The organism is Enterobacter cloacae complex sp. 2015409 (assembly GCF_041365315.1).
GTDB lineage: Bacteria > Pseudomonadota > Gammaproteobacteria > Enterobacterales > Enterobacteriaceae > Enterobacter > Enterobacter pseudoroggenkampii.
The window spans coordinates 999,138-1,020,081 of record NZ_JBFTVM010000001.1; the positions used below are offsets into that span (position 1 = coordinate 999,138).

General features: G+C 52.6%; 22 protein-coding genes and 1 pseudogene. 14 read left to right on the forward strand and 9 right to left on the reverse strand.

Going from position 1 to position 20,944, the window contains the following annotated elements:
* Positions 1–12 precede the first annotated feature (12 nt).
* Positions 13–1,386, forward strand: a complete 1,374-nt coding sequence (gene dbpA, locus ACDO57_RS04750; protein WP_090416731.1) for an ATP-dependent RNA helicase DbpA — start codon at positions 13–15, stop codon at positions 1,384–1,386.
* 42 nt (positions 1,387–1,428) lie between these two features.
* On the opposite strand, the gene ttcA is transcribed toward dbpA, so the two are convergent.
* Both ttcA and ACDO57_RS04760 read right to left on the reverse strand, forming a co-directional pair.
* The gene (gene ttcA, locus ACDO57_RS04755) at positions 1,429–2,364 is read right to left on the reverse strand and encodes a tRNA 2-thiocytidine(32) synthetase TtcA (protein WP_061715008.1); all 936 of its coding nucleotides are present in this window, start codon (positions 2,362–2,364) and stop codon (positions 1,429–1,431) included.
* Positions 2,365–2,399: 35 nt separating this feature from the next.
* Positions 2,400–2,468, reverse strand: a pseudogene (locus ACDO57_RS04760) (hypothetical protein); the annotation flags it as partial.
* 141 nt (positions 2,469–2,609) lie between these two features.
* On the opposite strand from ACDO57_RS04760, the gene ACDO57_RS04765 reads away from it, so the two are divergent.
* The 9 genes from ACDO57_RS04765 to ACDO57_RS04805 all read left to right on the forward strand — a co-directional run bounded on the left by ACDO57_RS04765 (position 2,610) and on the right by ACDO57_RS04805 (position 8,443).
* A complete protein-coding gene (locus tag ACDO57_RS04765; RefSeq protein WP_090416733.1) occupies positions 2,610–2,930 on the forward strand; it encodes a cupin domain-containing protein in 321 nt (106 codons plus the stop codon).
* 283 nt (positions 2,931–3,213) lie between these two features.
* Positions 3,214–4,737 carry an EAL domain-containing protein gene (locus ACDO57_RS04770; RefSeq protein ID WP_370883582.1) on the forward strand — a complete coding sequence of 508 codons (1,524 nt, stop codon included), beginning with the start codon at positions 3,214–3,216 and terminating at the stop codon, positions 4,735–4,737.
* 95 nt (positions 4,738–4,832) lie between these two features.
* On the forward strand, positions 4,833–5,177 hold the full coding sequence (locus ACDO57_RS04775; protein WP_048991959.1) for a DUF1294 domain-containing protein: 345 nt from the start codon (positions 4,833–4,835) through the stop codon (positions 5,175–5,177).
* Between the two features lie 72 nt (positions 5,178–5,249).
* Positions 5,250–5,690, forward strand: coding sequence for a VOC family protein (locus tag ACDO57_RS04780; RefSeq protein WP_024907226.1), 441 nt, complete (start codon positions 5,250–5,252; stop codon positions 5,688–5,690).
* Positions 5,691–5,843: 153 nt separating this feature from the next.
* Complete coding sequence (locus tag ACDO57_RS04785) at positions 5,844–6,293, forward strand: hypothetical protein (RefSeq protein ID WP_370883583.1); 450 nt, start codon at positions 5,844–5,846, stop codon at positions 6,291–6,293.
* A gap of 258 nt (positions 6,294–6,551) precedes the next feature.
* The gene (locus ACDO57_RS04790; RefSeq protein ID WP_370883584.1) at positions 6,552–7,583 is read left to right on the forward strand and encodes a methyltransferase; all 1,032 of its coding nucleotides are present in this window, start codon (positions 6,552–6,554) and stop codon (positions 7,581–7,583) included.
* Positions 7,584–7,673: 90 nt separating this feature from the next.
* On the forward strand, positions 7,674–7,871 hold the full coding sequence (locus tag ACDO57_RS04795; protein ID WP_023312007.1) for a hypothetical protein: 198 nt from the start codon (positions 7,674–7,676) through the stop codon (positions 7,869–7,871).
* Positions 7,872–7,874: 3 nt separating this feature from the next.
* Positions 7,875–8,297 carry a GFA family protein gene (locus ACDO57_RS04800; RefSeq protein ID WP_032647497.1) on the forward strand — a complete coding sequence of 141 codons (423 nt, stop codon included), beginning with the start codon at positions 7,875–7,877 and terminating at the stop codon, positions 8,295–8,297.
* Positions 8,298–8,365: 68 nt separating this feature from the next.
* A complete protein-coding gene (locus ACDO57_RS04805) occupies positions 8,366–8,443 on the forward strand; it encodes a hypothetical protein (RefSeq protein ID WP_223239581.1) in 78 nt (25 codons plus the stop codon).
* Between the two features lie 64 nt (positions 8,444–8,507).
* On the opposite strand, the gene ACDO57_RS04810 is transcribed toward ACDO57_RS04805, so the two are convergent.
* From ACDO57_RS04810 to nifJ, 3 genes are all read right to left on the reverse strand, one after another.
* Positions 8,508–8,633: a hypothetical protein gene (locus ACDO57_RS04810; RefSeq protein ID WP_265589641.1), complete on the reverse strand. Its 126-nt coding sequence runs from the start codon at positions 8,631–8,633 to the stop codon at positions 8,508–8,510.
* Positions 8,634–8,780: 147 nt separating this feature from the next.
* On the reverse strand, positions 8,781–9,890 hold the full coding sequence (gene ompC / locus ACDO57_RS04815; protein ID WP_024907230.1) for a porin OmpC: 1,110 nt from the start codon (positions 9,888–9,890) through the stop codon (positions 8,781–8,783).
* A 388-nt stretch (positions 9,891–10,278) separates the two neighbouring features.
* Positions 10,279–13,803 (reverse strand): pyruvate:ferredoxin (flavodoxin) oxidoreductase, encoded by a 3,525-nt coding sequence (gene nifJ, locus ACDO57_RS04820; protein ID WP_370883585.1) that lies wholly within the window; start codon positions 13,801–13,803, stop codon positions 10,279–10,281.
* A gap of 271 nt (positions 13,804–14,074) precedes the next feature.
* On the opposite strand from nifJ, the gene ACDO57_RS04825 reads away from it, so the two are divergent.
* Complete coding sequence (locus ACDO57_RS04825; RefSeq protein ID WP_024907232.1) at positions 14,075–14,341, forward strand: DUF333 domain-containing protein; 267 nt, start codon at positions 14,075–14,077, stop codon at positions 14,339–14,341.
* Here ACDO57_RS04825 and hslJ read toward each other — a convergent pair whose 3' ends face one another.
* The 4 genes from hslJ to ACDO57_RS04845 all read right to left on the reverse strand — a co-directional run bounded on the left by hslJ (position 14,342) and on the right by ACDO57_RS04845 (position 17,446).
* Complete coding sequence (gene hslJ / locus ACDO57_RS04830; protein WP_208762925.1) at positions 14,342–14,779, reverse strand: heat shock protein HslJ; 438 nt, start codon at positions 14,777–14,779, stop codon at positions 14,342–14,344.
* A gap of 128 nt (positions 14,780–14,907) precedes the next feature.
* Positions 14,908–15,036 (reverse strand): DUF2474 domain-containing protein, encoded by a 129-nt coding sequence (locus ACDO57_RS04835; RefSeq protein WP_008501283.1) that lies wholly within the window; start codon positions 15,034–15,036, stop codon positions 14,908–14,910.
* The gene (gene cydB / locus ACDO57_RS04840; RefSeq protein WP_024907234.1) at positions 15,036–16,046 is read right to left on the reverse strand and encodes a cytochrome d ubiquinol oxidase subunit II; all 1,011 of its coding nucleotides are present in this window, start codon (positions 16,044–16,046) and stop codon (positions 15,036–15,038) included. Before cydB ends, ACDO57_RS04835 begins: the two co-directional genes overlap by 1 nt.
* On the reverse strand, positions 16,046–17,446 hold the full coding sequence (locus tag ACDO57_RS04845; protein WP_157189265.1) for a cytochrome ubiquinol oxidase subunit I: 1,401 nt from the start codon (positions 17,444–17,446) through the stop codon (positions 16,046–16,048). The genes cydB and ACDO57_RS04845 overlap by 1 nt, the downstream gene beginning before the upstream one ends.
* Before the next feature lie 391 nt (positions 17,447–17,837).
* On the opposite strand from ACDO57_RS04845, the gene ACDO57_RS04850 reads away from it, so the two are divergent.
* The 3 genes from ACDO57_RS04850 to ydcS all read left to right on the forward strand — a co-directional run bounded on the left by ACDO57_RS04850 (position 17,838) and on the right by ydcS (position 20,935).
* Positions 17,838–18,026 carry a hypothetical protein gene (locus ACDO57_RS04850; protein ID WP_032645155.1) on the forward strand — a complete coding sequence of 63 codons (189 nt, stop codon included), beginning with the start codon at positions 17,838–17,840 and terminating at the stop codon, positions 18,024–18,026.
* A gap of 82 nt (positions 18,027–18,108) precedes the next feature.
* Complete coding sequence (locus tag ACDO57_RS04855; protein WP_090416750.1) at positions 18,109–19,518, forward strand: PLP-dependent aminotransferase family protein; 1,410 nt, start codon at positions 18,109–18,111, stop codon at positions 19,516–19,518.
* Between the two features lie 271 nt (positions 19,519–19,789).
* Positions 19,790–20,935: a putative ABC transporter substrate-binding protein YdcS gene (gene ydcS / locus ACDO57_RS04860; protein WP_024907240.1), complete on the forward strand. Its 1,146-nt coding sequence runs from the start codon at positions 19,790–19,792 to the stop codon at positions 20,933–20,935.
* The last annotated feature ends 9 nt before the right edge of the window (positions 20,936–20,944 follow it).

The window sequence follows — 20,944 nt, forward strand, 5'->3', positions numbered from 1 at the left end:
CGAGAGACTATTGTGACCGCTTTTTCTACCCTGAATGTTCTGCCCGCTGCCCAGCTCGATAACCTCAACGAGCTGGGATACCTCACGATGACGCCTGTTCAGGCGGCCGCGTTGCCTGCCATCCTCGAGGGCCGTGACGTGCGCGTACAGGCGAAAACGGGCAGCGGGAAAACGGCGGCATTCGGCCTCGGCCTGTTGCAGCATATCGATGCGGCGCTTTTTCAGACCCAGTCTCTGGTGCTGTGCCCGACCCGCGAACTGGCAGACCAGGTTGCGGGTGAACTGCGTCGCCTGGCGCGTTTCCTGCCCAATACCAAGATTTTAACCCTCTGCGGCGGACAGCCGTTCGGCGCGCAGCGTGATTCACTCCAGCATGCGCCGCACATTATTGTCGCCACGCCTGGCCGCCTGCTCGATCATCTGCAAAAAGGCACCGTCTCGCTGGATGCGTTACAAACGCTGGTGATGGATGAGGCAGACAGGATGCTGGATATGGGCTTCAGCGATGCGATTGACGAGGTGATCCGTTTCGCACCTGCCGATCGCCAGACGCTGCTGTTCTCCGCAACCTGGCCGGACGCTATCGCCGCCATCAGTGGCCGCGTGCAGAAAAATCCACTCACCATTGAAATCGACAGCGTAGATGCGCTGCCCGCTATCGAGCAGCAGTTCTTTGAAACCTCGCAGCAGGGGAAAATTCCGCTCCTGCAGAAGTTGCTAAGCCAGCATCAGCCGGCCTCCTGCGTGGTGTTCTGTAATACCAAAAAAGACTGTCAGTCGGTCTGTGATACCCTCAATGCCGCCGGGCAGAGCGCACTGTCGCTGCATGGCGATCTGGAACAGCGCGATCGCGATCAGACGCTGGTTCGATTCGCTAACGGCAGCGCCCGTGTTCTTGTCGCAACCGACGTCGCTGCGCGCGGTCTGGATATTAAATCCCTTGAGCTGGTGGTGAACTTTGAGCTGGCGTGGGATCCCGAAGTGCACGTGCACCGTATTGGCCGTACCGCACGTGCAGGAAACAGCGGTCTGGCGATCAGCCTCTGCGCACCGGAAGAGGCGCAGCGCGCCAATATTCTCTCTGAGATGCTGCAGATGAAGCTGAACTGGATGAATGCCCCTGCTGGCGTCAGCCTGGTGCCGCTGGAAGCCGAAATGGCGACGCTTTGCATTGATGGCGGTAAAAAAGCCAAGATGCGTCCAGGTGACGTATTAGGCGCGCTGACCGGAGATGTGGGACTGGACGGAGCGGATATCGGTAAGATTGCGGTTCATCCGGCGCATGTTTACGTAGCGGTTCGCCAGGCGGTGGCCCATAAGGCATGGAAGCAGCTGCAGAACGGGAAAATTAAGGGTAAAACCTGTCGCGTACGTCTGCTGAAATAAAGCATCAAGCGTCTCAGAAGATGTTTCTGAGACGCTAATCGCTTACTTCACTTCAAGCACGTTCAGACGCAACTCTTCAAACTGATTGTCATCTTCTTCCGGCTGCCAGCCGGCTGGCTGCATGGGAATATCTTCCCGGTCAAACGCCAGATCGCCGCCATTCACCACGTCTGAGTCATGGTTAATACCTTTGAAGTCGAACAGTTCTACATCCGCGAGATGGGAAGGGACAACGTTCTGCATCGCGCTAAACATGGTTTCGATACGACCCGGATAACGCTTATCCCAGTCGCGCAGCATGTCGCCAATCACCTGACGCTGCAGGTTCGGCTGAGAGCCGCAAAGGTTACATGGAATGATCGGGAACCCTTTAGCCTGAGAAAAACGCTCAATGTCTTTTTCACGACAGTAGGCAAGCGGGCGGATCACAATGTGTTTACCGTCATCGCTCATCAGTTTAGGCGGCATGCCTTTCATTTTGCCGCCGTAGAACATATTGAGGAACAGCGTTTGCAGGATATCGTCGCGGTGATGGCCCAGCGCAATTTTGGTCGCGCCCAGCTCCGTCGCGGTACGATACAGAATGCCGCGGCGCAGGCGAGAGCACAGAGAGCAGGTGGTTTTCCCTTCCGGGATTTTCTCTTTCACAATACCGTAGGTATTTTCTTCGACGATTTTGTACTCAACGCCCAGCTTCTCGAGGTATTCCGGCAGAATGTGTTCCGGGAAACCCGGCTGCTTCTGATCAAGGTTGACCGCCACCAGGGAAAATTTCACCGGCGCACTTTGCTGAAGATTACGCAGGATCTCCAGCATGGTGTAGCTGTCTTTACCCCCTGACAGGCAAACCATGATGCGGTCGCCTTCTTCAATCATGTTGAAGTCTGCAATGGCTTCGCCCACGTTACGGCGCAGTCGCTTTTGCAGTTTGTTCAGGTTGTATTGCTCTTTTTTGTTAATCTCTTGATTCTCTTGCATTGAGTACTACCTTCGGAGCCAGCAGGGGCAAAAATTGTATGCCGCGTATGGTACGGATTCCGGCGGCGAATGCCAGCACGTTTTGCAGCGAGGTTATATCTGGCGTTGCAACACTGTCAGCGTGCGCTGTGGTTTCAAGGCCTCCTATAGCACATTACTCGTCCTGGTTTTCCATATTTGTTCTATGACGGGAGGAAACTTGTATGGCATAAGAGCGTTAAACGAACATCAAAAGGAATGACGTTATGTCGCTTTATGACCTCAAAACCGAAGCACTTGCATTACCGGAGGCCTGGCACTCTCATGTATTAGGCCGCATTGGAACTGCGAATCTCAAAGTTTTACGAATGGATGAACGCTCAGTGATTGAAGAGGTTCATGAGTATGACGAGGGGTTACTGGTCATTGATGGGCGTCTGGAGCTGAGCGTGAAGGGTAAAAAAATCTCTGTGACGTCTGGACAACTTTATGTAGCCAAAGCTGGCACTCCCCATACTGTCGAAACAGGCAGTTTTGGCACACTGGTTATCATTGATTTACCAGAAACGGAAGTGGCCTCGCTTTAAGCGGCTTGCGATGAAGTGTCAGGGTGTCGTTTTGATCTGGCTCTCAGTCTACCTGAAATTAATGAAAACGTATCAGCAGGGCTGCCATTCGGTGGCCTTATATCTTTCCCCTCGATGATGTTGTTTATTGCGCCATGGGAGCAGACCAAATATTCGGGTCTGAATGAAAATTTTCGACGCCTGACATGGTAATTATTATGTTATCTACCATGATTAAGACGATGACAATTCAATCACTTCAGCATCGCTGAAGCGGTTACCTCACTCTAATCGAGAACCCTAAATGCGCCATGCATCTATCCCAGTAGCTGCAGCCACGGCAATATTTTTGCTGGGCGTTTTTATCATCAATTTACAGGTTTGGTATTCTGCACGGGCTGACAGCCTTGCAGGGGCGTACTATGTTGTGCGGAACATGAACGTCATTCTTAAAGAAGCCCGTCATGCGACCCAGATAGCAATGCAGCTTGCTGAGAATGAGTGTGATGCTGAAGGGCAGTATCGGCTCGGTACTGAGGCGGCATTACAACCACATCTGAGAACGATCGTTATTCTGAAACAAGATGCGGTATGGTGCTCCTCTTTACCGGGAAATCGCGTGTTGTTGGTTAACGGCTCAGCGCTGCCTCAGGCATCATTGCTACTCGTTCCAGCGAAAAGTACGGTCAACGGCCTGCCGGTTCTCTTATACCAGACAAATCATGCCGGAAGCCGAATCATGGTGAGCATCAGTGACAGCCATATCCGCGATGCATTGAATATGCCATTACGCGGCGTGGGATATTCACTGAACGTCGGCGATCGTATCTTAGGCCAATCAGGCGATGTGTTGACGGCAGCCCATTCGAACAAAGATGTACTAACTGTAAAAGATGCTGATTTTCCTTTCGCGATTCAATTTAACGCTCCGCCTCTGTTTAGCCTGACGAGATTATTCGACCAGGCCGGTGGGGTGTTGTTATTTCTGTTGCTCATTTCCTCTCTTCCTGCTTATCTTTTGCAGCGTTATCTCTCTAAGGATATTTCGCCTGAGGAATCTCTGCGTACTGCCATCTACAGAAATGAAATTATTCCCTATTACCAACCCGTCGTGAGCGGAAAAGAGGGCACCTTGCGTGGCGTAGAAGTGCTGGCCAGATGGAAGCATCCGCAATCGGGGTTTATTTCTCCCGCGTCCTTTATTCCTCTCGCTGAAAAATCAGGGTTAATTATTCCGTTAACTCAAAGTTTAATGAGACAGGTTGCAAAGCAGATGAATTCTATTTCAACGTTGCTGCCAGAAGGGTTTCACGTAGGAATGAACTTCAGCGCTTCTCATATCGTTGCGTCCACCTTTGTTGAAGAGTGCCTCCACTACAAACACAGTTTTATTCAACAGGATCTTAATCTTGTCGTTGAGGTGACCGAGCGCGAACCGCTCCACATCGATGAACATCTCGTTAAGACGCTGAATGAGCTGCATAACAACGGATTTGCTATTGCCCTGGATGACTTTGGTACGGGATACTCAGGTCTATCCTATCTGCAAGCGCTGCATATTGATTACATTAAAATCGACCAAAGCTTTGTTGCCAGGGTTAACGCGAATGAGGATTCAACGTTGATCCTGGATTCGGTGCTGGAGTTGGCAAAAAAACTTTCAATTAGTATCGTGGCGGAAGGTGTTGAAACAGAAGAGCAGCTTGATTACCTCACGCGCAATCATATCCGTTTTTTACAGGGTTTTTTCTTCTATAAACCTCTTCCTTTCAAGGAGCTGCTCAAAATTCTCTTGTCGAAGCCAAAAGTTAAAGTGAGGGTGGAATGAGGTTTAACCCGCAATCAGCGTTTCAGCCTGAAACATTTCTAAGATAGCGTATACTCCCTCTTCCAAAACCGCTCAACAACCCGGTGGCTTGTGCTATGACCCTCAATCGCTTTTGTTACTTACTCCTGATCTTTGCTGCAATCGGTAGCTTTCTGGCCTCGAATCCTGTGGTGATGTGGTTTCTGCTGATCAATGTGCTGACGTTGGCTCTGTATGGCGCTGATAAAATGGCGGCGCGTAAAGGGATGCGCAGGGTACCAGAAGCTACATTGCTGGTATTTGGCGTGACAGGAGGTTGGCCTGGCGCCATTGTGGGCCAGCAGCTTTTTCGCCATAAAACCCAAAAGCAGCCCTTCAAAACCTACTTTTTCTTAAGCGTCGTGGTCAGCATCGGCATGATGGCGGTGCTTTACCATTTCTCTCCTGTTTCTTCTTTATGAACGTATTGACATCAAGTTAACTTGAGCTTTTAAGATGCCAGCACCACATTGATAAGGGAGTAACATCTTAAAATGAAAGAGATTGATGTAGGTTTCACTCATGTCGCGTTTATGGTCAGAGACCTGGAAAAGAGTATTGCCTTCTATCGTCGCTATGCAGGTATGGAGGTCATTCATTTGCGTGAACCCGATATGCCTGATGCAAGAAAAGTGGCATGGCTTAGCGACCATACTCGTCCTTTTGCACTGGTTCTTGTACAGGCCGATACCGTGACCGATACGCCGCTGGGTAGCTTCGGGCATCTGGGTATTGCCTGCGCGACCCGCGAAGAAATTGACAGAAAAACCGCGATGGCCACCGCTGAAGGCGTGCTAAGGAAAGCGCCTGAGAACGTAGGCGATCCCGTTGGCTACTATGTCTTTTTTGCCGATCCCGATGGAAATACGTTAGAGCTGTCATTTGGACAGCGCGTCGGTCTGGAAGCGATTCGAACGATGAATCGGGATAAATAACGCGGGTAAACGTCCGGAACGAAGAAATGGGGCGCATCGCACGTCGTTAATGAATCCTCCATCACTGCCAATAGTAGTAGGACTATTCTTAAGTGGTTGCTGTTTTTTGCACAATCTGAATAATACGTGCAACAACAAGGAAGACAACATCCCATGAAAATAAATTCTATTATACTGGCAGTGCTGTCTGTCTTTTCTGCGCCTTCCTGGTCTGCTTTTCAGGAACGGGAATATAATACCTGGTATATCAAAAATGCGGTCCTTTATGATATCACACAAACCTCGGAAGGCTTTCCCGTCATGGTGAGTGTTTCTCAGCCAGGGCGAAAATCCGCTAACTTGCTGGTGTCATATATTACTGAAGGCCGTTGTGGTGATAATAACCTTCCGCTAAATGTGAATGGTAAAGTCCTGCCCGCCAAATATGATTGTGTTCAGATAGGGCAGAACAGAATTGAACATTTTTCAGTGGTGGATGCGGACAGCGTCAATGGCATGGTGACGCATTTGAAATCTGATTTCACTATCCTCCTGCAAAACGATATCAAAATTTGGGCGGCAAATATCAAAACGCCAAAATACGGGCTGACGCCGAGATTCTAACGATGAAATGTCTGTCTCGCGACAGGTATTATTTCTATCATGGTAATCATTTATGAAATAATAGTGTCGTGGTGTTATTAATCAAAATAAGGAGTAAGTGGCCCTGTTTTTTTACGTATTGAAATGGACTGTATGCTAAACGGTACGAAACCGCACAAATAATCCTTTCTGACATTATGGATAAAGCTCACTACCAGACTTACGCTTGCTAGCGGCGTTTTAGTTGTTCAGCACATCTTTACTGGTAAGGAGCAGAAAATGTCGCAACGTAATAGTCTGGATTTACTAAGCCGTAAAGAGGGAATGTGTCTGTTAGAGCAAAGCATGGGTTTTGTCTGGCAGGCAGCACTTCGGGCGGTCGCGGTATTAGGGGTCGCAGATCGTCTGGTTGAAGGAAAAAAATCCGTTACGCAACTGGCGGAGGAGCTGAATGTCGATGGCGACTATCTTCATCGGATCATGCGCTTATTGTCCTCTCGCGGGGTGTTCAACGAATTATCTGAAGCTGAATACAGTCTTAGCCATTCAGCACAATTCCTCTGTTCTGAGCATGAATTTTCCTTGCGTGCGGCGGTGCTCATGCTGACAGACCCAACATTCTGGCAGCCAGCGGCTAAAATGGATGAAATATTGCAAGGCAAACCTGTTTTTAATGATTTGTTTGGCAAGCCTTTTTACGACTACTGGCAGCATGATGACACGATGACTGACAGCAACATTTTTCATGCGGGTATGGCCTCTATGTCATCCGTAGAGAATGAAGTCATCGCAGATAGCTATTCGTTCCCTCAAAACGCAGTCGTTGCCGATATCGCCGGTGGGCTGGGTAACTTATTGTTGGCCGTTTTACGTCGAAATCCGACCTTAACGGGGATCCTCTTCGATCAAAAAGACGTGCTTGAGCGGAATCGACTGCACCTGTTAAAGGATAATCGTCGATGGAAGACCGTTGAGGGCAGCTTTTTTGAATCCTGTCCTGTAGCGGACATTTACCTGCTTAAATATATTTTGATGGACTGGCCTGATGAGAAGGCCATTCAGATCCTTCAATGCTGCAGAAAGGCTATGAAAGAAAACTCCCGGCTATTAATTTTTGAGCCGCTTATTAAAAAAGAAAATAATGAACAGGGACGATTTGAAATTGACCTTCTTCTGTTAACAAGTTTTGATGGAGGGCGGGCACGAACAGAGTCTGAGTATCAGGCCTTGTTTGAACAGACCAATCTGAAGTTGAACAAAATAATAGACACCCGTTCGTATCTGTCGATTTTAGAAGTCGTACCTGCCTGAACTGTTTAAATAATATTCACAGAGCATGTGCCCGGCATTCCGTTTTACCGTATTCCTGCTACGCTTGTCTCTTGTACCAGGAGCATGAATATGAAAAACAAAGATGAACAAACCGGATTAGTGGGGCTGGCGATTGGGGCCGCCGTCATTGGGCTGGTTTCAGCGCAGAAACCGATCCATCGCAACAGTATTGTCGATGAGCTGGTCAGGCTGGGCAGGCAAAAAGGCGATGGTGTAGAAGACGAGGTTTTCGTGAAAGCCGCCGAGCTGGTGAGAAAAGGGGTATAGCCTATGGCTGAATGTCGTAATGCGCAGTGCCATTGCGGTGCGGTGGCCTTTACCGTTGCGCTCACGGATGGCCTGAATACCGCGCGGCGCTGCAGCTGTTCTTTTTGTCGCATGCGGGGTGCGGTCGTCGTCTCTGCGCCGCTGTCAGGGATTACCGTGACAAAAGGTGAGGATAAGCTCACGGAGTACCGTTTTAACACGGGAACGGCACGGCACTTCTTCTGCTCGGTGTGCGGGATCTACACGTTCCATCAGCGGCGTTCCAATCCAAACGAATACGGCGTGAATGTTGCCTGCTTTGAAAACGTCTCACCGTTCGATTTCTCTGAGGTGAAGGTAATGGACGGGGTAAACCATCCCTCGGATGGAGACAGCGGGGTGTTTGGCTATCTCTCTTTTCGCAAGAAAGGGACAGTTGAGGCGTAATTGCCGCCTGGCCATTCTTTAATCAGCCTGGCTATAGTGGAGGGTGGTTATCTGAAACAGGAGAGACTATGCTTTGTGTTGAAAAAGACGATCCGCGAGAGGCACCTGAATCAGGGGATAAAAAGCCTCAACCGGTGAAAAAATAACGCGACCTGTGCGTTTATCCGCCACCGGCACTGCTGGTGGCTTTTTATTTTCCAGGAAAACCTGTTAACCGCCATCCAGGTGGGTTAACACAGCGCCGAGATGCCCGACAATATCAGCAAAATCAAAAATTAACGCCATCCACAGCAAGGCTAAAAGGGCAAGTACGGCAAGGGATACACGACCAAACAACGCTGTTATCCTTAGTGACGAAAGGGCTATCACCTGAGTTTAACCCGTTTTCTTTCAACTTACCTTCAACCAACCCTTTTCTGAAACTGTCTTTTGTGACGTACTTCAAAAAAAATTGAGCCCGCATCATAATGCGGGCTCTGGCAATCAGAACTGGTAAACCAGACCTAACGCGACGACATCATCCGTGCCGATGCCGTTGTTTTTGTAGAAGCTGTCATCTTCATCCAGCAGGTTAATTTTGTAATCAACGTAGGTGGACATGTTTTTATTGAAGTAGTAGGTCGCGCCTACGTCAGCGTATTTAACCAGATCCTGATCGCCCTGACCGTTGCCCAGATCCTTACCTTTAGACTGGAGGTATGAAAGGGTCGGACGCAGGCCGAAGTCGAACTGGTACTGCGCGGTCACTTCGAAGTTCTGGGTTTTGTTCGCCACGGCGTCGGTGTTATCACCGTACGGCGTCATATTGCGGGTTTCAGAATACATTGCCGCCAGGTAGATGTTATTGGCGTCATATTTCAGGCCCGCAGTCCATGCATCCGCTTTGTCGCCGCCCGCTGTGGTATGCATCACCTGCTCGTTGGTACGGTCAGAAGAGGTGTAGGCTGCACCTGCGGTAATGCCCATGCCGAAGTCATAGGTAGTAGAGATACCGAAGCCGTCGCCGTTCTCGTGACGCGTGTCGCGACCGTTGTTGGTACCTTCCTGATTGTTGCTGGCGTCTTCATTTTTGCCCTGATACTGCAGCGCAAAATTCAGACCCTGCACCAGACCATAGAAGTCGGTGTTACGGTAGGTGGCCACACCGTTGGCACGGCCGGTCATGAAGTTGTCGGCTTTGGTGTAGGAGTCACCGCCGAACTCAGGCAGCATATCGGTCCAGCCTTCCACGTCGTACAGCACGCCATAGTTACGTCCGTAATCGAAGGAACCGTAGTCGCCCACCTTCACACCAGCGAAGGCCAGACGCGTCCAGGACTGGTTATCAGACCCTTCGGTGTTATTGGCCTGAATGTTGTATTCCCACTGTGCGTAGCCGGTCATCATGTCGTTGATCTGGGTTTCGCCTTTGAAGCCCAGACGCATATAGGTTTGATCCCCGTCAGCGCCTTTATCATCGGAGAAATAGTGCAGACCATCTACTTTTCCGTACAGATCTAATTTGTTGCCGTCTTTATTATAAATCTCTGCTGCATGAGTTGCGCCAGCCATTAACAGAGCCGGAATCATCAGGGCCAGTACTTTTCTTTGCATTGTGATATTCCTTTGCAGTTGTTTTTATTTAATTACCTGTTGAACTTCCCAAGTGAGAAAGTTGTCTCATGCTAAATCACTCCTGTGTAAGAGTAATAAATTATAATTGTTACGAACTAAGTAAAATCTAAACCGAATAAATCAATGGTAATGGTCATCTGTTTGATGAATGTATTAATGCAAAACATAATAAATTAAAATTATTAATCAGGCATTAGTTAAGCTATTCTTGGCGGCGTTATATGCCTTTAAGATTATTTATCCATAATTCGCGTGAATAATATTTAGGAAACTAAATAGATATTTATTGATTATCTGGATCCGCCCGGTGTGAATACACCGGGTTTTTTTATGGCAAAAAAAAGCCCGGACACGCCGGGCTGAGAAACTAGTCGCTGGTCGATTTTTCGGCTTTACCCGCCAGCTGCGCCAGGAAATCATAACGTTTTTGCAGATCGGCCGCGGCGTCTTTCCAGAGCTGTTCGGCCACTTCCGGCTGCTGCGCGTTAAGGCGACGGAAGCGTTGTTCCTGCATCAACGTCTCGGCCAGGGCATCTGAAGGCGGACGTGAATCCAGCGCCAGCGGTAACTTACCCTCGTCCGCACGGCGCGGGTCGAACCGGTACAGCGGCCAGAAGCCGGTCGCGGTCAGCTGTCGCATTTGATCGTGGCTGAGTGCCAGATCGTAGCCGTGCTCTTCGCACGGGCTGTAGGCAATGATCAGCGACGGGCCAGGATACGCTTCCGCTTCCTGGATGGCTTTTACCGTCTGGTTAAGCTGGGCACCCAGCGAGATTTGCGCGACGTAAACGTGACCGTACATCATCATGCTCACACCGAGATCTTTGCGCGCCTTGCGTTTACCGTGTTCACCGAATTTCGTCACAGCGCCTAACGGTGTGGCTTTTGACGCCTGGCCACCGGTATTGGAATAACACTGTGTATCCAGAACCAGGATATTGACGTTTTCGGTCAGGCTCAACACGTGATCCAGCCCGCCAAAGCCGATATCGTAAGCCCAGCCGTCACCACCAATCAGCCAGATCGATTTTTCGACCAGGGCGTCAGCGTCGGTCAGCAGCTGTTCAGCGCCCGCCACGCCCTGAAGCGCGCGACGCAGCTCAGCAACCTGCTCACGCCGTTCTTCAGGCGATGCGTCCGCGTGAAGCGCGTCATTAAGCTCAGCAGGGAGCTGCCCGGCAAACTGCTCCAGCAGGCGCATCACGCGTGCGCGGTGCTGGTCAACGGTCAGGCGGAAGCCCAGACCGAATTCGGCGTTATCCTCGAACAGCGAGTTTGCCCACGCCGGACCGCGACCGTTGGCGTCAGTAGTGTACGGTGTGGAGGGCAGGTTACCGCCATAGATAGACGAACAGCCGGTAGCGTTGGCAATCAGCATCCTGTCGCCGTACAGCTGGGTAAGCAGCTTGATATACGGCGTCTCACCACAGCCGGAACAGGCTCCGGAATACTCAAACAGCGGCGTGATCAGCTGTGAAGTGCGAATATCAATGCGTTCCAGTTTGCTACGATCGATTTCCGGCAGATTCAGGAAGAAGTCATAATTGACCTTCTCCTCTTCAACATGCTCCAGACGCGACATCATATTGATGGCTTTGATCTCCGGGTTCTGCCTGTCTTTCGCCGGACAGACCTCGACGCAGAGGTTACAGCCGGTGCAATCTTCCGGCGCGACCTGCAGAACGTATTTCTGTCCGCGCATATCGCGGGATTTCACATCCAGCGAATGCAGGCTGGCTGGTGCAGTTTCCATCTCTTCCGGTGCAACCACCTTGGCACGTATGGCAGAGTGCGGGCAGGCTGCCACGCAGTGGTTGCACTGGGTACACAGCTCTTCCTTCCAGATGGGGATCGCTTCGGCGATGTTTCGTTTTTCCCAGCGGGTGGTGCCCATCGGCCAGGTGCCATCTGGCGGCAGCGCAGAGACGGGCAGGGCATCACCCAGCCCGGCCAGCATCGCCGCCGTCACGGTCTTCACGAAATCAGGCGCCGCATCGGACACGACCGGAGGGCGGTTCGGACTTGCGGCATTGACCGGCTGCAGCGGGACTTCGAACAGCGACTCGCGCGCCAGCGCCAGCGCCTGCCAGTTACGTTCGACCAGCTCCTGGCCCTTGCTACTATAGCTTTTAGCAATCGCACCCTGCAGTTCTACCAGCGCGCTGTCGCCCGGGAGGATATTGGTCAGATGGAAGAAGGCCATCTGCATTACGGTATTAATACGTGCAGCAAGGCCACATTCGCGGGCAATTTTTGCGGCGTTAACCACATAGAAACGGGCTTTTTTCTGGTTTAGCACCGCCTGCACTTCCTGCGGCAGGCGCGCCCAGACTTCGTCCGCGCTGTATGGCGTATTCAGGAGGAAAATACCGCCGGGCTTCAGGCGCTCGGCCATCTGGTATTTATCGATAAACTGCAGCTGGTGACAGCCAACAAAATCAGCCTGAGAAATAAGATACGCAGAGCGGATGGGCTGTTCGCTCACCCGCAGATGGGAAACAGTCAGACCGCCGGCTTTCTTGGAGTCATAGACAAAATACCCCTGGGCGTACCACGGCGTGGAGTTACCGATGATTTTAATGTTGTTTTTGGTCGCAGAGACGCTGCCGTCACTGCCCAGACCATAGAACAGCGCCTCAAGTTTGGCGGTTGAGGGCAGGGTGTTTTCCGGCAGCGACAGGGACAGATTCGTCACATCATCATAAATGCCGACGGTAAAGCGCGGCTTGGGCTTCGCTTCGCTGAGCTCGTTGAATACCGCCAGCACGCAGTCCGGACCAAACTCCTTGGACGATAACCCATAGCGACCCCCGATCACGCGCGGCAGTGTTTCACGTTCGCCGTGATTAAAGGCCTCGGCCAGAGCAGTCATCACATCCAGATACAGCGGTTCCGCCTGGGCGCCCGGCTCCTTGGTGCGATCGAGCACCGCAACGGTACGCGCGGTCTCCGGCAGCGCAGAGAGCAGATGTTTCGCCGAGAACGGACGATAGAGACGTACTTTAAGCACGCCAACTTTTTCGCCGCGCGTCAGCAGCTCATCAACAACTTCCTCGCAGGTGCCGATGGCCGAGCCCATCAACACAATGACCCGTTCCGCCTGTGGATGGCCGTAGTACTCAAAGGGTTTGTATTCCCGGCCGGTCGCGGCGGCAAAGTCATTCATCGCCTGTTCAACATGGTCGTAAACCGCGTTGTACCACGGGTTCGTGGCCTCGCGGGACTGGAAATAGGTATCGGGGTTCGCCGATGTGCCGCGAATAACCGGGTGTTCAGGGTTAAGGGCCCGGGCGCGATGCGCGTCGATGTCCGTCTGCGGAAGCAGATTCAGGATAGTATCGTCGGCCAGCGGGACGATTTTGTTGATTTCGTGAGAGGTGCGGAAACCATCAAAGAAGTGAATAAACGGCACGCGGCTTTTGAGCGTGGCAATATGCGAAATTAAGGCAAAGTCCTGAGCTTCCTGAACGCTGCTGGCGCACAGCATCGCGCAGCCGGTCTGGCGTACGGCCATCACGTCAGAGTGATCGCCAAAGATAGAGAGCGCGTGGGTGGCAACGGTACGCGCCGCGACGTGCAGAACGAAGGGGGTCAGTTGCCCGGCGAGTTTGTACAGCGTCGGGATCATTAACAACAATCCCTGAGAAGAGGTAAACGACGTGGAAAGCGCGCCGGTCTGAAGCGCGCCGTGCACCGTGGCAATCGCACCGGCTTCCGACTGCATTTCAACCACTCGCGGGACATCGCCCCAGACGTTTTTTAACCCGTTACCCGCCCAGGCATCCGCCTGCTCAGCCATGGTAGAACTTGGCGTAATTGGGTAGATGGCGATAACTTCACTGGTGCGAAACGCGACTGAGGCAACTGCACCATTACCGTCAATAGTTTGCATAGGACAACACCCTTACATTGCGCAAAAAATAGGGGTCTGTATTACGGCAACAAACCCTGAATATTATCTGTGTATTCTAGCAAATGGGTGATTTTACGATTTTCGCTTTTGTGTCCTCGGTATTCTCGCCATCAATGAGTAGATCAAACTTTTGGCGAAAAAATTGCGAGAAATTGTTTCTGAAGCGCATAAATACGCACTTTCGCTCTCGACGACACGGGATGTGATGCCTATTATGCATAGGTTTCGCTTTATTCATGGGGGAGAGAGCATGCGCTCAGCATTTTGGTTAGGGTGTGCCGCATTATTGTTGTCGGCATGTAGCAGTGAACCCGTTCAGCAGGCAACGGCAGCCCACGTGGCGCCGGGAATGAAGGCGGCGATGTCCAGCTCGGGTCAGGCTAACTGCGCAATGATTGGCGGTTCGCTGTCCGTCGCCCGTCAGCTGGATGGTTCTGCTATTGGGATGTGCGCCTTACCAAATGGCAAACGCTGTAGCGAACAGTCGCTTGCCGTTGGAAGCTGCGGTAACTACTGATTATTCTGCACGCTTAAACATCAGCGTTTTATCGGCCGTGGCCAGCGTTAACTGGTCTTCAGTCAGGTCGACCTGCGCCCCTTTGCGCAGCATGTCGCCGATGGCCTGATCCAGCTCATTCAGCTGCGGTTCAGTACATAGCTTGCGCGTCATGGCCAGCGTTTTAACCTTAAGCTCGCCTTCGGACAATTTCCCCTGTCCGTTGAAGCGGTTACACATCTGGCCAGAAACGCTGATGTTATTAACCAGGCTGATATCTGGCAGCGCGCTAAAACCGATCTCAGGTTGCGTTGTCGCACTCTTCACTGCCTTACCGTTTACATTTTCCAGCACAAAGCGGTGGTTCTGAAGTTGCTCCGGCTGAACGGAGGCTTTACCCGGATTAACGCACCCGGTAAGGACAAGACTAATAACGCTTAACGCAATGAGCTTTTTCATTTTTCTTCTCAAACTATAAATACTGTGAATCTTTTTCCAGTGTAACGATACTCTGCCGTGCGTTAATGGGGTTTATCTGAAAGTGCGGGGGGAGGTACCGGGCAACGCAGCGGTTGCCCGGAATGACGTTAATGCGATTTAAACCCTGCCGCCGTCATCAGCATACGGAAGAGCATACTGACAGCAGCCAGCGCCAGTACGCTGCCGCCCCAGATAATGGCCAGCCACAGCAATCTTTTCCAGACCGGTTGTTGCATCAGTGATAACCCTCCCCATGCTGAACTTTGCCGCGAAATACGTAGTAGCTCCAGAAGGTGTAGACCAGAATAACGGGAATGATCAACAGCGCGCCGACCAGCATAAAGCCCTGGCTTTGCGTCGGTGCGGCCGCCTGCCACAGGGTGATCGACGGTGGAATAATATGCGGCCAGATGCTGATCCCAAGCCCGCTAAAGCCGAGGAAGATCAGCCCCAGCGTCAGAATAAACGGACGGCTATGGCTGTCGGGATTATTCAGGCAGCGCCACTGGTACAGGCTAAACATCACGACCAGCGCCGGGACGGGCAGCAGATAAAACAGATTCGGCAGCGTAAACCAGCGCGCAGCGATGGCCGGTTGCGCCAGCGGCGTCCAGAGGCTGATCGCCGCAATAAACGCCAGCAGCACGATTAACAGCGTTTTCGACACCTCACGCATCCGCTGCTGCAATGCGTTTTCGCTTTTCATCACCAGCCAGGTAGAGCCTAACAGTGCATAGGCTACCACCAGCCCCGCGCCGCAAAACAGGTTAAACGCGGTAAACCAGTCAAAGGGACCGCCGGTATAGGCCCGACTGGTGACGGTAAAGCCGTTAATGACGGCTCCTACCGTCACGCCCTGGGTAAACGTCGCCAGAATGGAACCGCCTATAAACGCCTTATCCCAGAAGGGACGGTGAGCCGGGGTGGCTTTAAAGCGAAACTCAAATGCCACCCCGCGGAAAATAAGTCCGATCAGCATTAACGTCAGCGGAATGGTCAGGGCATCAACGATGACCGCATAGGCCAGCGGAAACGCGCCGAACAGGGCGGCGCCGCCGAGCACCAGCCAGGTCTCATTTCCGTCCCAGACCGGCGCGACGCTGTTGACCATCACGTCGCGATCGTCGGCGTTTCGCGTTGCCGGGAACAGAATGCCGATCCCCAGATCAAAACCGTCCATGACGATATACATCAGCGTGGCAAAGACGATGATGACAAACCAGATAATGGAAAGATCGATACCCATTATGGCTGCTCCTTGTGTTCAGTTGTGACGGCAGAAAGCGGGCGCGCCGGACGTCCGTCGGACTCGGTGGCGAAAGATTCATGCGGCTGCGGGCCTTTTCGGATGAGGCGCACCATATAGCTGTAACCCACGCCGAATACCGAGGTATAGACGATGAAGAAGGCCAGCAGGCTCACGCTCATGTGCAGATCGCCATGGGCAGACACCGCATCCTTCGTTCGCTGGAGTCCGTAGACCACCCACGGCTGGCGGCCCACTTCGGTGGTGATCCACCCGGCCAGAATAGCAATCAGCCCGGATGGTCCCATCAACAGCGCAAACCACAGGAAAGGTCGGGAAGAATAAACGCGCTTTTTATAGCGCAGCCAGAGAGCCGTCACCCCAAGCAGCAGCATCAGCATGCCCAGACCCGCCATAATGCGGAACGACCAGAAGACGATGGTGGAGTTCGGGCGGTCTTCCTTTGGAAACTCTTTCAGCGCCGGTACCTGTTTATCCAGGCTGTGCGTCAGAATAAGGCTGCCGAGCGCGGGGATCTCCAGCCCAAAGCGGGTGCGCTCCTGCTCCATATCCGGCCAGCCAAGCAGCAGCAGCGGGGTCGGCTCACCCGGCGGGTTTTCCCAGTGGCCTTCAATGGCGGCAATCTTGGCGGGCTGGTGCTTTAAGGTGTTCAACCCGTGCATATCGCCAACCATGGCCTGGATGGGGGCGACAATCAGCGTCATCCACAGCGCCATCGAAAACATCGCGCGGATGGCAGGGGTATTATTGCCGCGCAGCAGATGCCATGCCGCCGATGCGCCCACAAACAGGGCGCTGCTCAGGAACGCGGCTATCGACATGTGCAGCAGGCGGTAAGGGAAGGAGGGGTTAAACACCACCGCGAACCAGTCTACCGGTACCACCTGACCGTTGACGATCTCATAGCCCTGCGGGGTCTGCATCCAGCTGTTCGAGGAGAGGATCCAGAAGGTGGAGATGATGGTCCCCAGCGCTACCATGCAGGTAGCGAAGAAGTGCAGTCCCGGCCCGACTTTGTTCCAGCCGAACAGCATTACGCCGAGGAATCCGGCTTCGAGGAAGAAGGCGGTAAGCACTTCATAAGTCAGCAGCGGGCCGGTAATACTCCCCGCAAACTGCGAAAAGCCGCTCCAGTTGGTGCCAAACTGGTAGGCCATCACCAGCCCGGAGACCACGCCCATGCCAAAGTTGACGGCAAAAATCTTCGACCAGAAATGGTACAGGGAGCGCCAGACCGGATTTTTTGTTTTCAGCCACAGCCCTTCGAGTACGGCAAGGTAGCTTGCGAGACCAATGGTGATGGCCGGGAAAATAATGTGAAAGGATACGGTAAAGGCAAACTGTATCCGTGCAAGGTGAAAAGCATCTAAACCAAACATGCACAGCCTCAATGTCAAACGGTGTGCTGTTATGGTATAGGGGCGGAGATCGGACGAGCAGACGCAGAAAAGCGAATTTTAACCATAACAGTTGGCGTAAATTTCACGCTTTGGCCATCTGATATACCTTGAGGCTGTGGAATAAAAACATTCTTTTTATGAATTTTCCGCATTAAACCGCTTGCTTTGTCGTCAGCGCCGTGCGTTAATGGTCTTCTGGTTTTGAGTCCAAATAAATATCTGACGTAGTTTTATAAAGCAGTTCTCATCACGTTGTGCCTCTCCGCAGCCTCTCTTGGGTCTTTATCTACATTCCGATTCGTTTTGTTTAAAACCATTATGCCCAATCGGCCCATTAGTAATTTACGTTTTAACGTTTCAGGAGAATCCTATGACTTCTTATATCCATTTTCGCTGCCCATGCTGCCATGGTTCGCAGTACCGTACCTCAGCCTTTGATGTGTCTGAGAAAAACCCGTTTGGCGCGAAATGCATTTTTTGCAAATCGCCGATGATCACGCTCGACCACCTGGCCGCCGCGCATTCCGCTCAGAGCCACGTGACCGAATACCGTAAGTAATTCATCTTCCAGACTATAACAGTTAGCTAAATCTTCTCTTTTTCTCCTGCTGATATACACTGTCGGTCATAAGGAGAATCTGATGAAAAAATACCAGCGTCTGGCGCAACAAATTATCTCGCAGATTGAGCTTGGCGTATGGCTGCCGGGTGATAAGCTGCCTTCCCTGCGAGAGCAGGTGGCAAGCAGCGGCATGAGTTTTATGACCGTTGGCCACGCGTATCAGATGCTGGAAAGTCAGGGGCGCATTGTCGCCAGACCGCAGTCGGGCTATTACGTTGCCTCGCGCCCGACCGCACACCAGCCTGCGCCACCCGCTCAGGTGATGCGTGACGAAGCGGTGGATATCAATACCTACATCTTCGACGTCTTACAGGCCAGCCGCGACCCGTCCGTTGTTCCTTTTGCCTCCGCGTTTCCCGATCCCCGTCTTTTCCCGCTTCAGCAGCTCAACCGCTCGCTGGCGAACGTCAGTAAAACCGCGACGGCGATGAGCGTGATTGAGAACCTGCCGCCGGGTAACGTCGATCTTCGCCACGCCATTGCCCGTCGCTACGCGCAGCAGGGGATGAACATCTCCCCGGAAGAGATCGTGATCACCGCAGGCGCCCTTGAGGCGCTGAATCTTAGCCTGCAGGCGGTGACCGAGCCGGGTGACTGGGTGATTGTCGAAAACCCCTGTTTCTACGGCGCGCTGCAGGCGCTGGAACGCCTGAAGCTTAAAGCGTTGTCGATTGCGACAGACGTCCGCGAGGGGATCGATCTCAACGCCCTTGAACAGGCGCTGAATGAGTACCCGGTTAAAGCCTGCTGGATCATGACCAACAGCCAAAACCCGCTCGGTTTCACGCTGAGCGCGGAGAAAAAAGCGCAGCTTGTCGCGCTGTTAACGCAGCACAACGTCCCGCTGATTGAAGATGACGTCTACAGCGAACTCTATTTTGGCCGCGACAAGCCGCTCCCGGCGAAAGCGTGGGATCGTCAGGACATGACGCTTCACTGCTCGTCCTTTTCAAAATGTCTGGTGGCCGGTTTTCGCATCGGCTGGGTGGCAGCAGGAAAACACGCGCGGCGCATTCAGCAGCTACAGCTGATGAGCACGCTCTCAACCAGTTCTCCCATGCAGCTGGCGCTGGTGGATTACCTGGCGACCAAACGCTACGACGCTCACCTGCGCCGCCTGCGGCGTACGCTGGCCGAGCGAAAGCAGCAGGCCTGGCAGTCACTTCTGCGCCATATGCCTGCCGGCGTCAAAATTCACCATAACGACAGCGGCTATTTTTTGTGGCTGGAGCTTCCGGCACAGCTAGATGCGGGGCTGCTGAGCGAAAAGGCCTTAACGCACCACATCAGCATTGCTCCCGGAAAGATGTTTTCCACCTCTGACGCGTGGACGCCGTTCTTTCGTTTTAATACCTCCTGGGCCTGGGGAGAGCGGGAAGAGCAGGCGGTCATTCAGTTAGGGAAATTAATTAGCACGATGCTGGAATAATCCTTTCTCCGTTATTTAAATAATCAATTCTTATCCTGATGACGGCACTGCGAATATTTCGCGGTGACCTGTCATAGGAAATCTGCATACCGTCTCTCGCGCCTAACTCCTTGTCTATAATCCAGTTAACGGGGAATGCGCCCTCGGTCACACCTTGATGAAATTTCCTGAAGCCGTACGGTGCGGCGCATTTACGCGGTCTACGTTTAATAAGGGAGATATTTTTACGGCACGGCTGCCGCTAAATTTCATTGCGACAGGAGTAACTCTTATGAGCAAAAATTTTGCCCGCAGCAGCCTGTGTGCGCTCGGCATGACTATCATGACAGCGCAAGCCGCAGAACCCCCCAAGGCCATTGGAGACGGGGAAGGTCGACTGGATATTATCGCCTGGCCGGGATACATCGAGCGGGGACAGACGGATAAAAACTACGACTGGGTCACCCAGTTTGAAAAAGAGACCGGGTGTGCGGTCAACGTCAAAACGGCGGCCACGTCGGATGAAATGGTCAGCCTGATGGCGAAGGGGGGATACGATCTGGTCACCGCCTCGGGTGACGCCTCCCTGCGGCTGATCATGGGCAAACGCGTCCAGCCGATTAACCCCGACCTCATCCCCAACTGGAAAACCCTCGACGAACGGATTGTTAAAGGGGAATGGTTTAACGTCGGAGGCAAGGTCTACGGTACGCCGTACCAGTGGGGGCCAAACCTGCTGATGTACAACACCAAAACCTTCCCGACGCCGCCGGACAGCTGGAGCGTGGTCTTTACTAAACAGGATCTGCCGGACGGTAAAACCAATCAGGGACGCGTACAGGCGTATGACGGCCCGATTTATATCGCCGATGCGGCGCTGTTCGTCAAAGCCACGCAGCCGCAGCTGGGTATCAAAGACCCGTACCAGCTCACCGAAGCACAGTATGCCGCCGTGCTTAAGGTGCTTCGCGACCAGCATGCCCTGATCCACCGCTACTGGCACGACACCACCGTCCAGATGAGCGACTTCAAAAACGAAGGCGTCGTGGCCTCCAGCGCCTGGCCGTATCAGGCGAATGCTCTGAAGGCCGAGAACCAGCCCATTGCCACCGTCTTCCCGAAAGAGGGGGTGACAGGCTGGGCGGACACCACCATGCTCCACGCGCAGGCTAAACACCCGATGTGCGCCTACAAATGGATGAACTGGTCGCTGACGCCGAAAGTGCAGGGCGATCTGGCAGCATGGTTTGGTTCCCTGCCCGTGGTTCCTGAAGGGTGTAAAGCCAGCACGCTGCTGGGCGATAAAGGCTGTGAAACAAATGGTTATAACGAGTTCGACAAAATCATGTTCTGGAAAACCCCCATCGCAGAAGGCGGCAAATTTGTCCCTTACAGCCGCTGGACGCAGGATTACATCGCCATCATGGGCGGTCGTTAATTGCCCGGG

What these genes read in the sequence shown, in the direction of transcription:
- ttcA (WP_061715008.1), bottom strand. Translation starts at nt 2,364, where the DNA reads ATGCAAGAGAATCAAGAGATTAACAAAAAAGAGCAATACAACCTGAAC.
- ACDO57_RS04765 (WP_090416733.1), top strand. Translation starts at nt 2,610, where the DNA reads ATGTCGCTTTATGACCTCAAAACCGAAGCACTTGCATTACCGGAGGCC.
- ACDO57_RS04770 (WP_370883582.1), top strand. Translation starts at nt 3,214, where the DNA reads ATGCGCCATGCATCTATCCCAGTAGCTGCAGCCACGGCAATATTTTTG.
- ACDO57_RS04775 (WP_048991959.1), top strand. Translation starts at nt 4,833, where the DNA reads ATGACCCTCAATCGCTTTTGTTACTTACTCCTGATCTTTGCTGCAATC.
- ACDO57_RS04780 (WP_024907226.1), top strand. Translation starts at nt 5,250, where the DNA reads ATGAAAGAGATTGATGTAGGTTTCACTCATGTCGCGTTTATGGTCAGA.
- ACDO57_RS04785 (WP_370883583.1), top strand. Translation starts at nt 5,844, where the DNA reads ATGAAAATAAATTCTATTATACTGGCAGTGCTGTCTGTCTTTTCTGCG.
- ACDO57_RS04790 (WP_370883584.1), top strand. Translation starts at nt 6,552, where the DNA reads ATGTCGCAACGTAATAGTCTGGATTTACTAAGCCGTAAAGAGGGAATG.
- ACDO57_RS04795 (WP_023312007.1), top strand. Translation starts at nt 7,674, where the DNA reads ATGAAAAACAAAGATGAACAAACCGGATTAGTGGGGCTGGCGATTGGG.
- ACDO57_RS04800 (WP_032647497.1), top strand. Translation starts at nt 7,875, where the DNA reads ATGGCTGAATGTCGTAATGCGCAGTGCCATTGCGGTGCGGTGGCCTTT.
- ACDO57_RS04805 (WP_223239581.1), top strand. Translation starts at nt 8,366, where the DNA reads ATGCTTTGTGTTGAAAAAGACGATCCGCGAGAGGCACCTGAATCAGGG.
- ompC (WP_024907230.1), bottom strand. Translation starts at nt 9,890, where the DNA reads ATGCAAAGAAAAGTACTGGCCCTGATGATTCCGGCTCTGTTAATGGCT.
- nifJ (WP_370883585.1), bottom strand. Translation starts at nt 13,803, where the DNA reads ATGCAAACTATTGACGGTAATGGTGCAGTTGCCTCAGTCGCGTTTCGC.
- ACDO57_RS04825 (WP_024907232.1), top strand. Translation starts at nt 14,075, where the DNA reads ATGCGCTCAGCATTTTGGTTAGGGTGTGCCGCATTATTGTTGTCGGCA.
- hslJ (WP_208762925.1), bottom strand. Translation starts at nt 14,779, where the DNA reads ATGAAAAAGCTCATTGCGTTAAGCGTTATTAGTCTTGTCCTTACCGGG.
- ACDO57_RS04835 (WP_008501283.1), bottom strand. Translation starts at nt 15,036, where the DNA reads ATGCAACAACCGGTCTGGAAAAGATTGCTGTGGCTGGCCATTATCTGG.
- cydB (WP_024907234.1), bottom strand. Translation starts at nt 16,046, where the DNA reads ATGGGTATCGATCTTTCCATTATCTGGTTTGTCATCATCGTCTTTGCC.
- ACDO57_RS04845 (WP_157189265.1), bottom strand. Translation starts at nt 17,446, where the DNA reads ATGTTTGGTTTAGATGCTTTTCACCTTGCACGGATACAGTTTGCCTTT.
- ACDO57_RS04850 (WP_032645155.1), top strand. Translation starts at nt 17,838, where the DNA reads ATGACTTCTTATATCCATTTTCGCTGCCCATGCTGCCATGGTTCGCAG.
- ACDO57_RS04855 (WP_090416750.1), top strand. Translation starts at nt 18,109, where the DNA reads ATGAAAAAATACCAGCGTCTGGCGCAACAAATTATCTCGCAGATTGAG.
- ydcS (WP_024907240.1), top strand. Translation starts at nt 19,790, where the DNA reads ATGAGCAAAAATTTTGCCCGCAGCAGCCTGTGTGCGCTCGGCATGACT.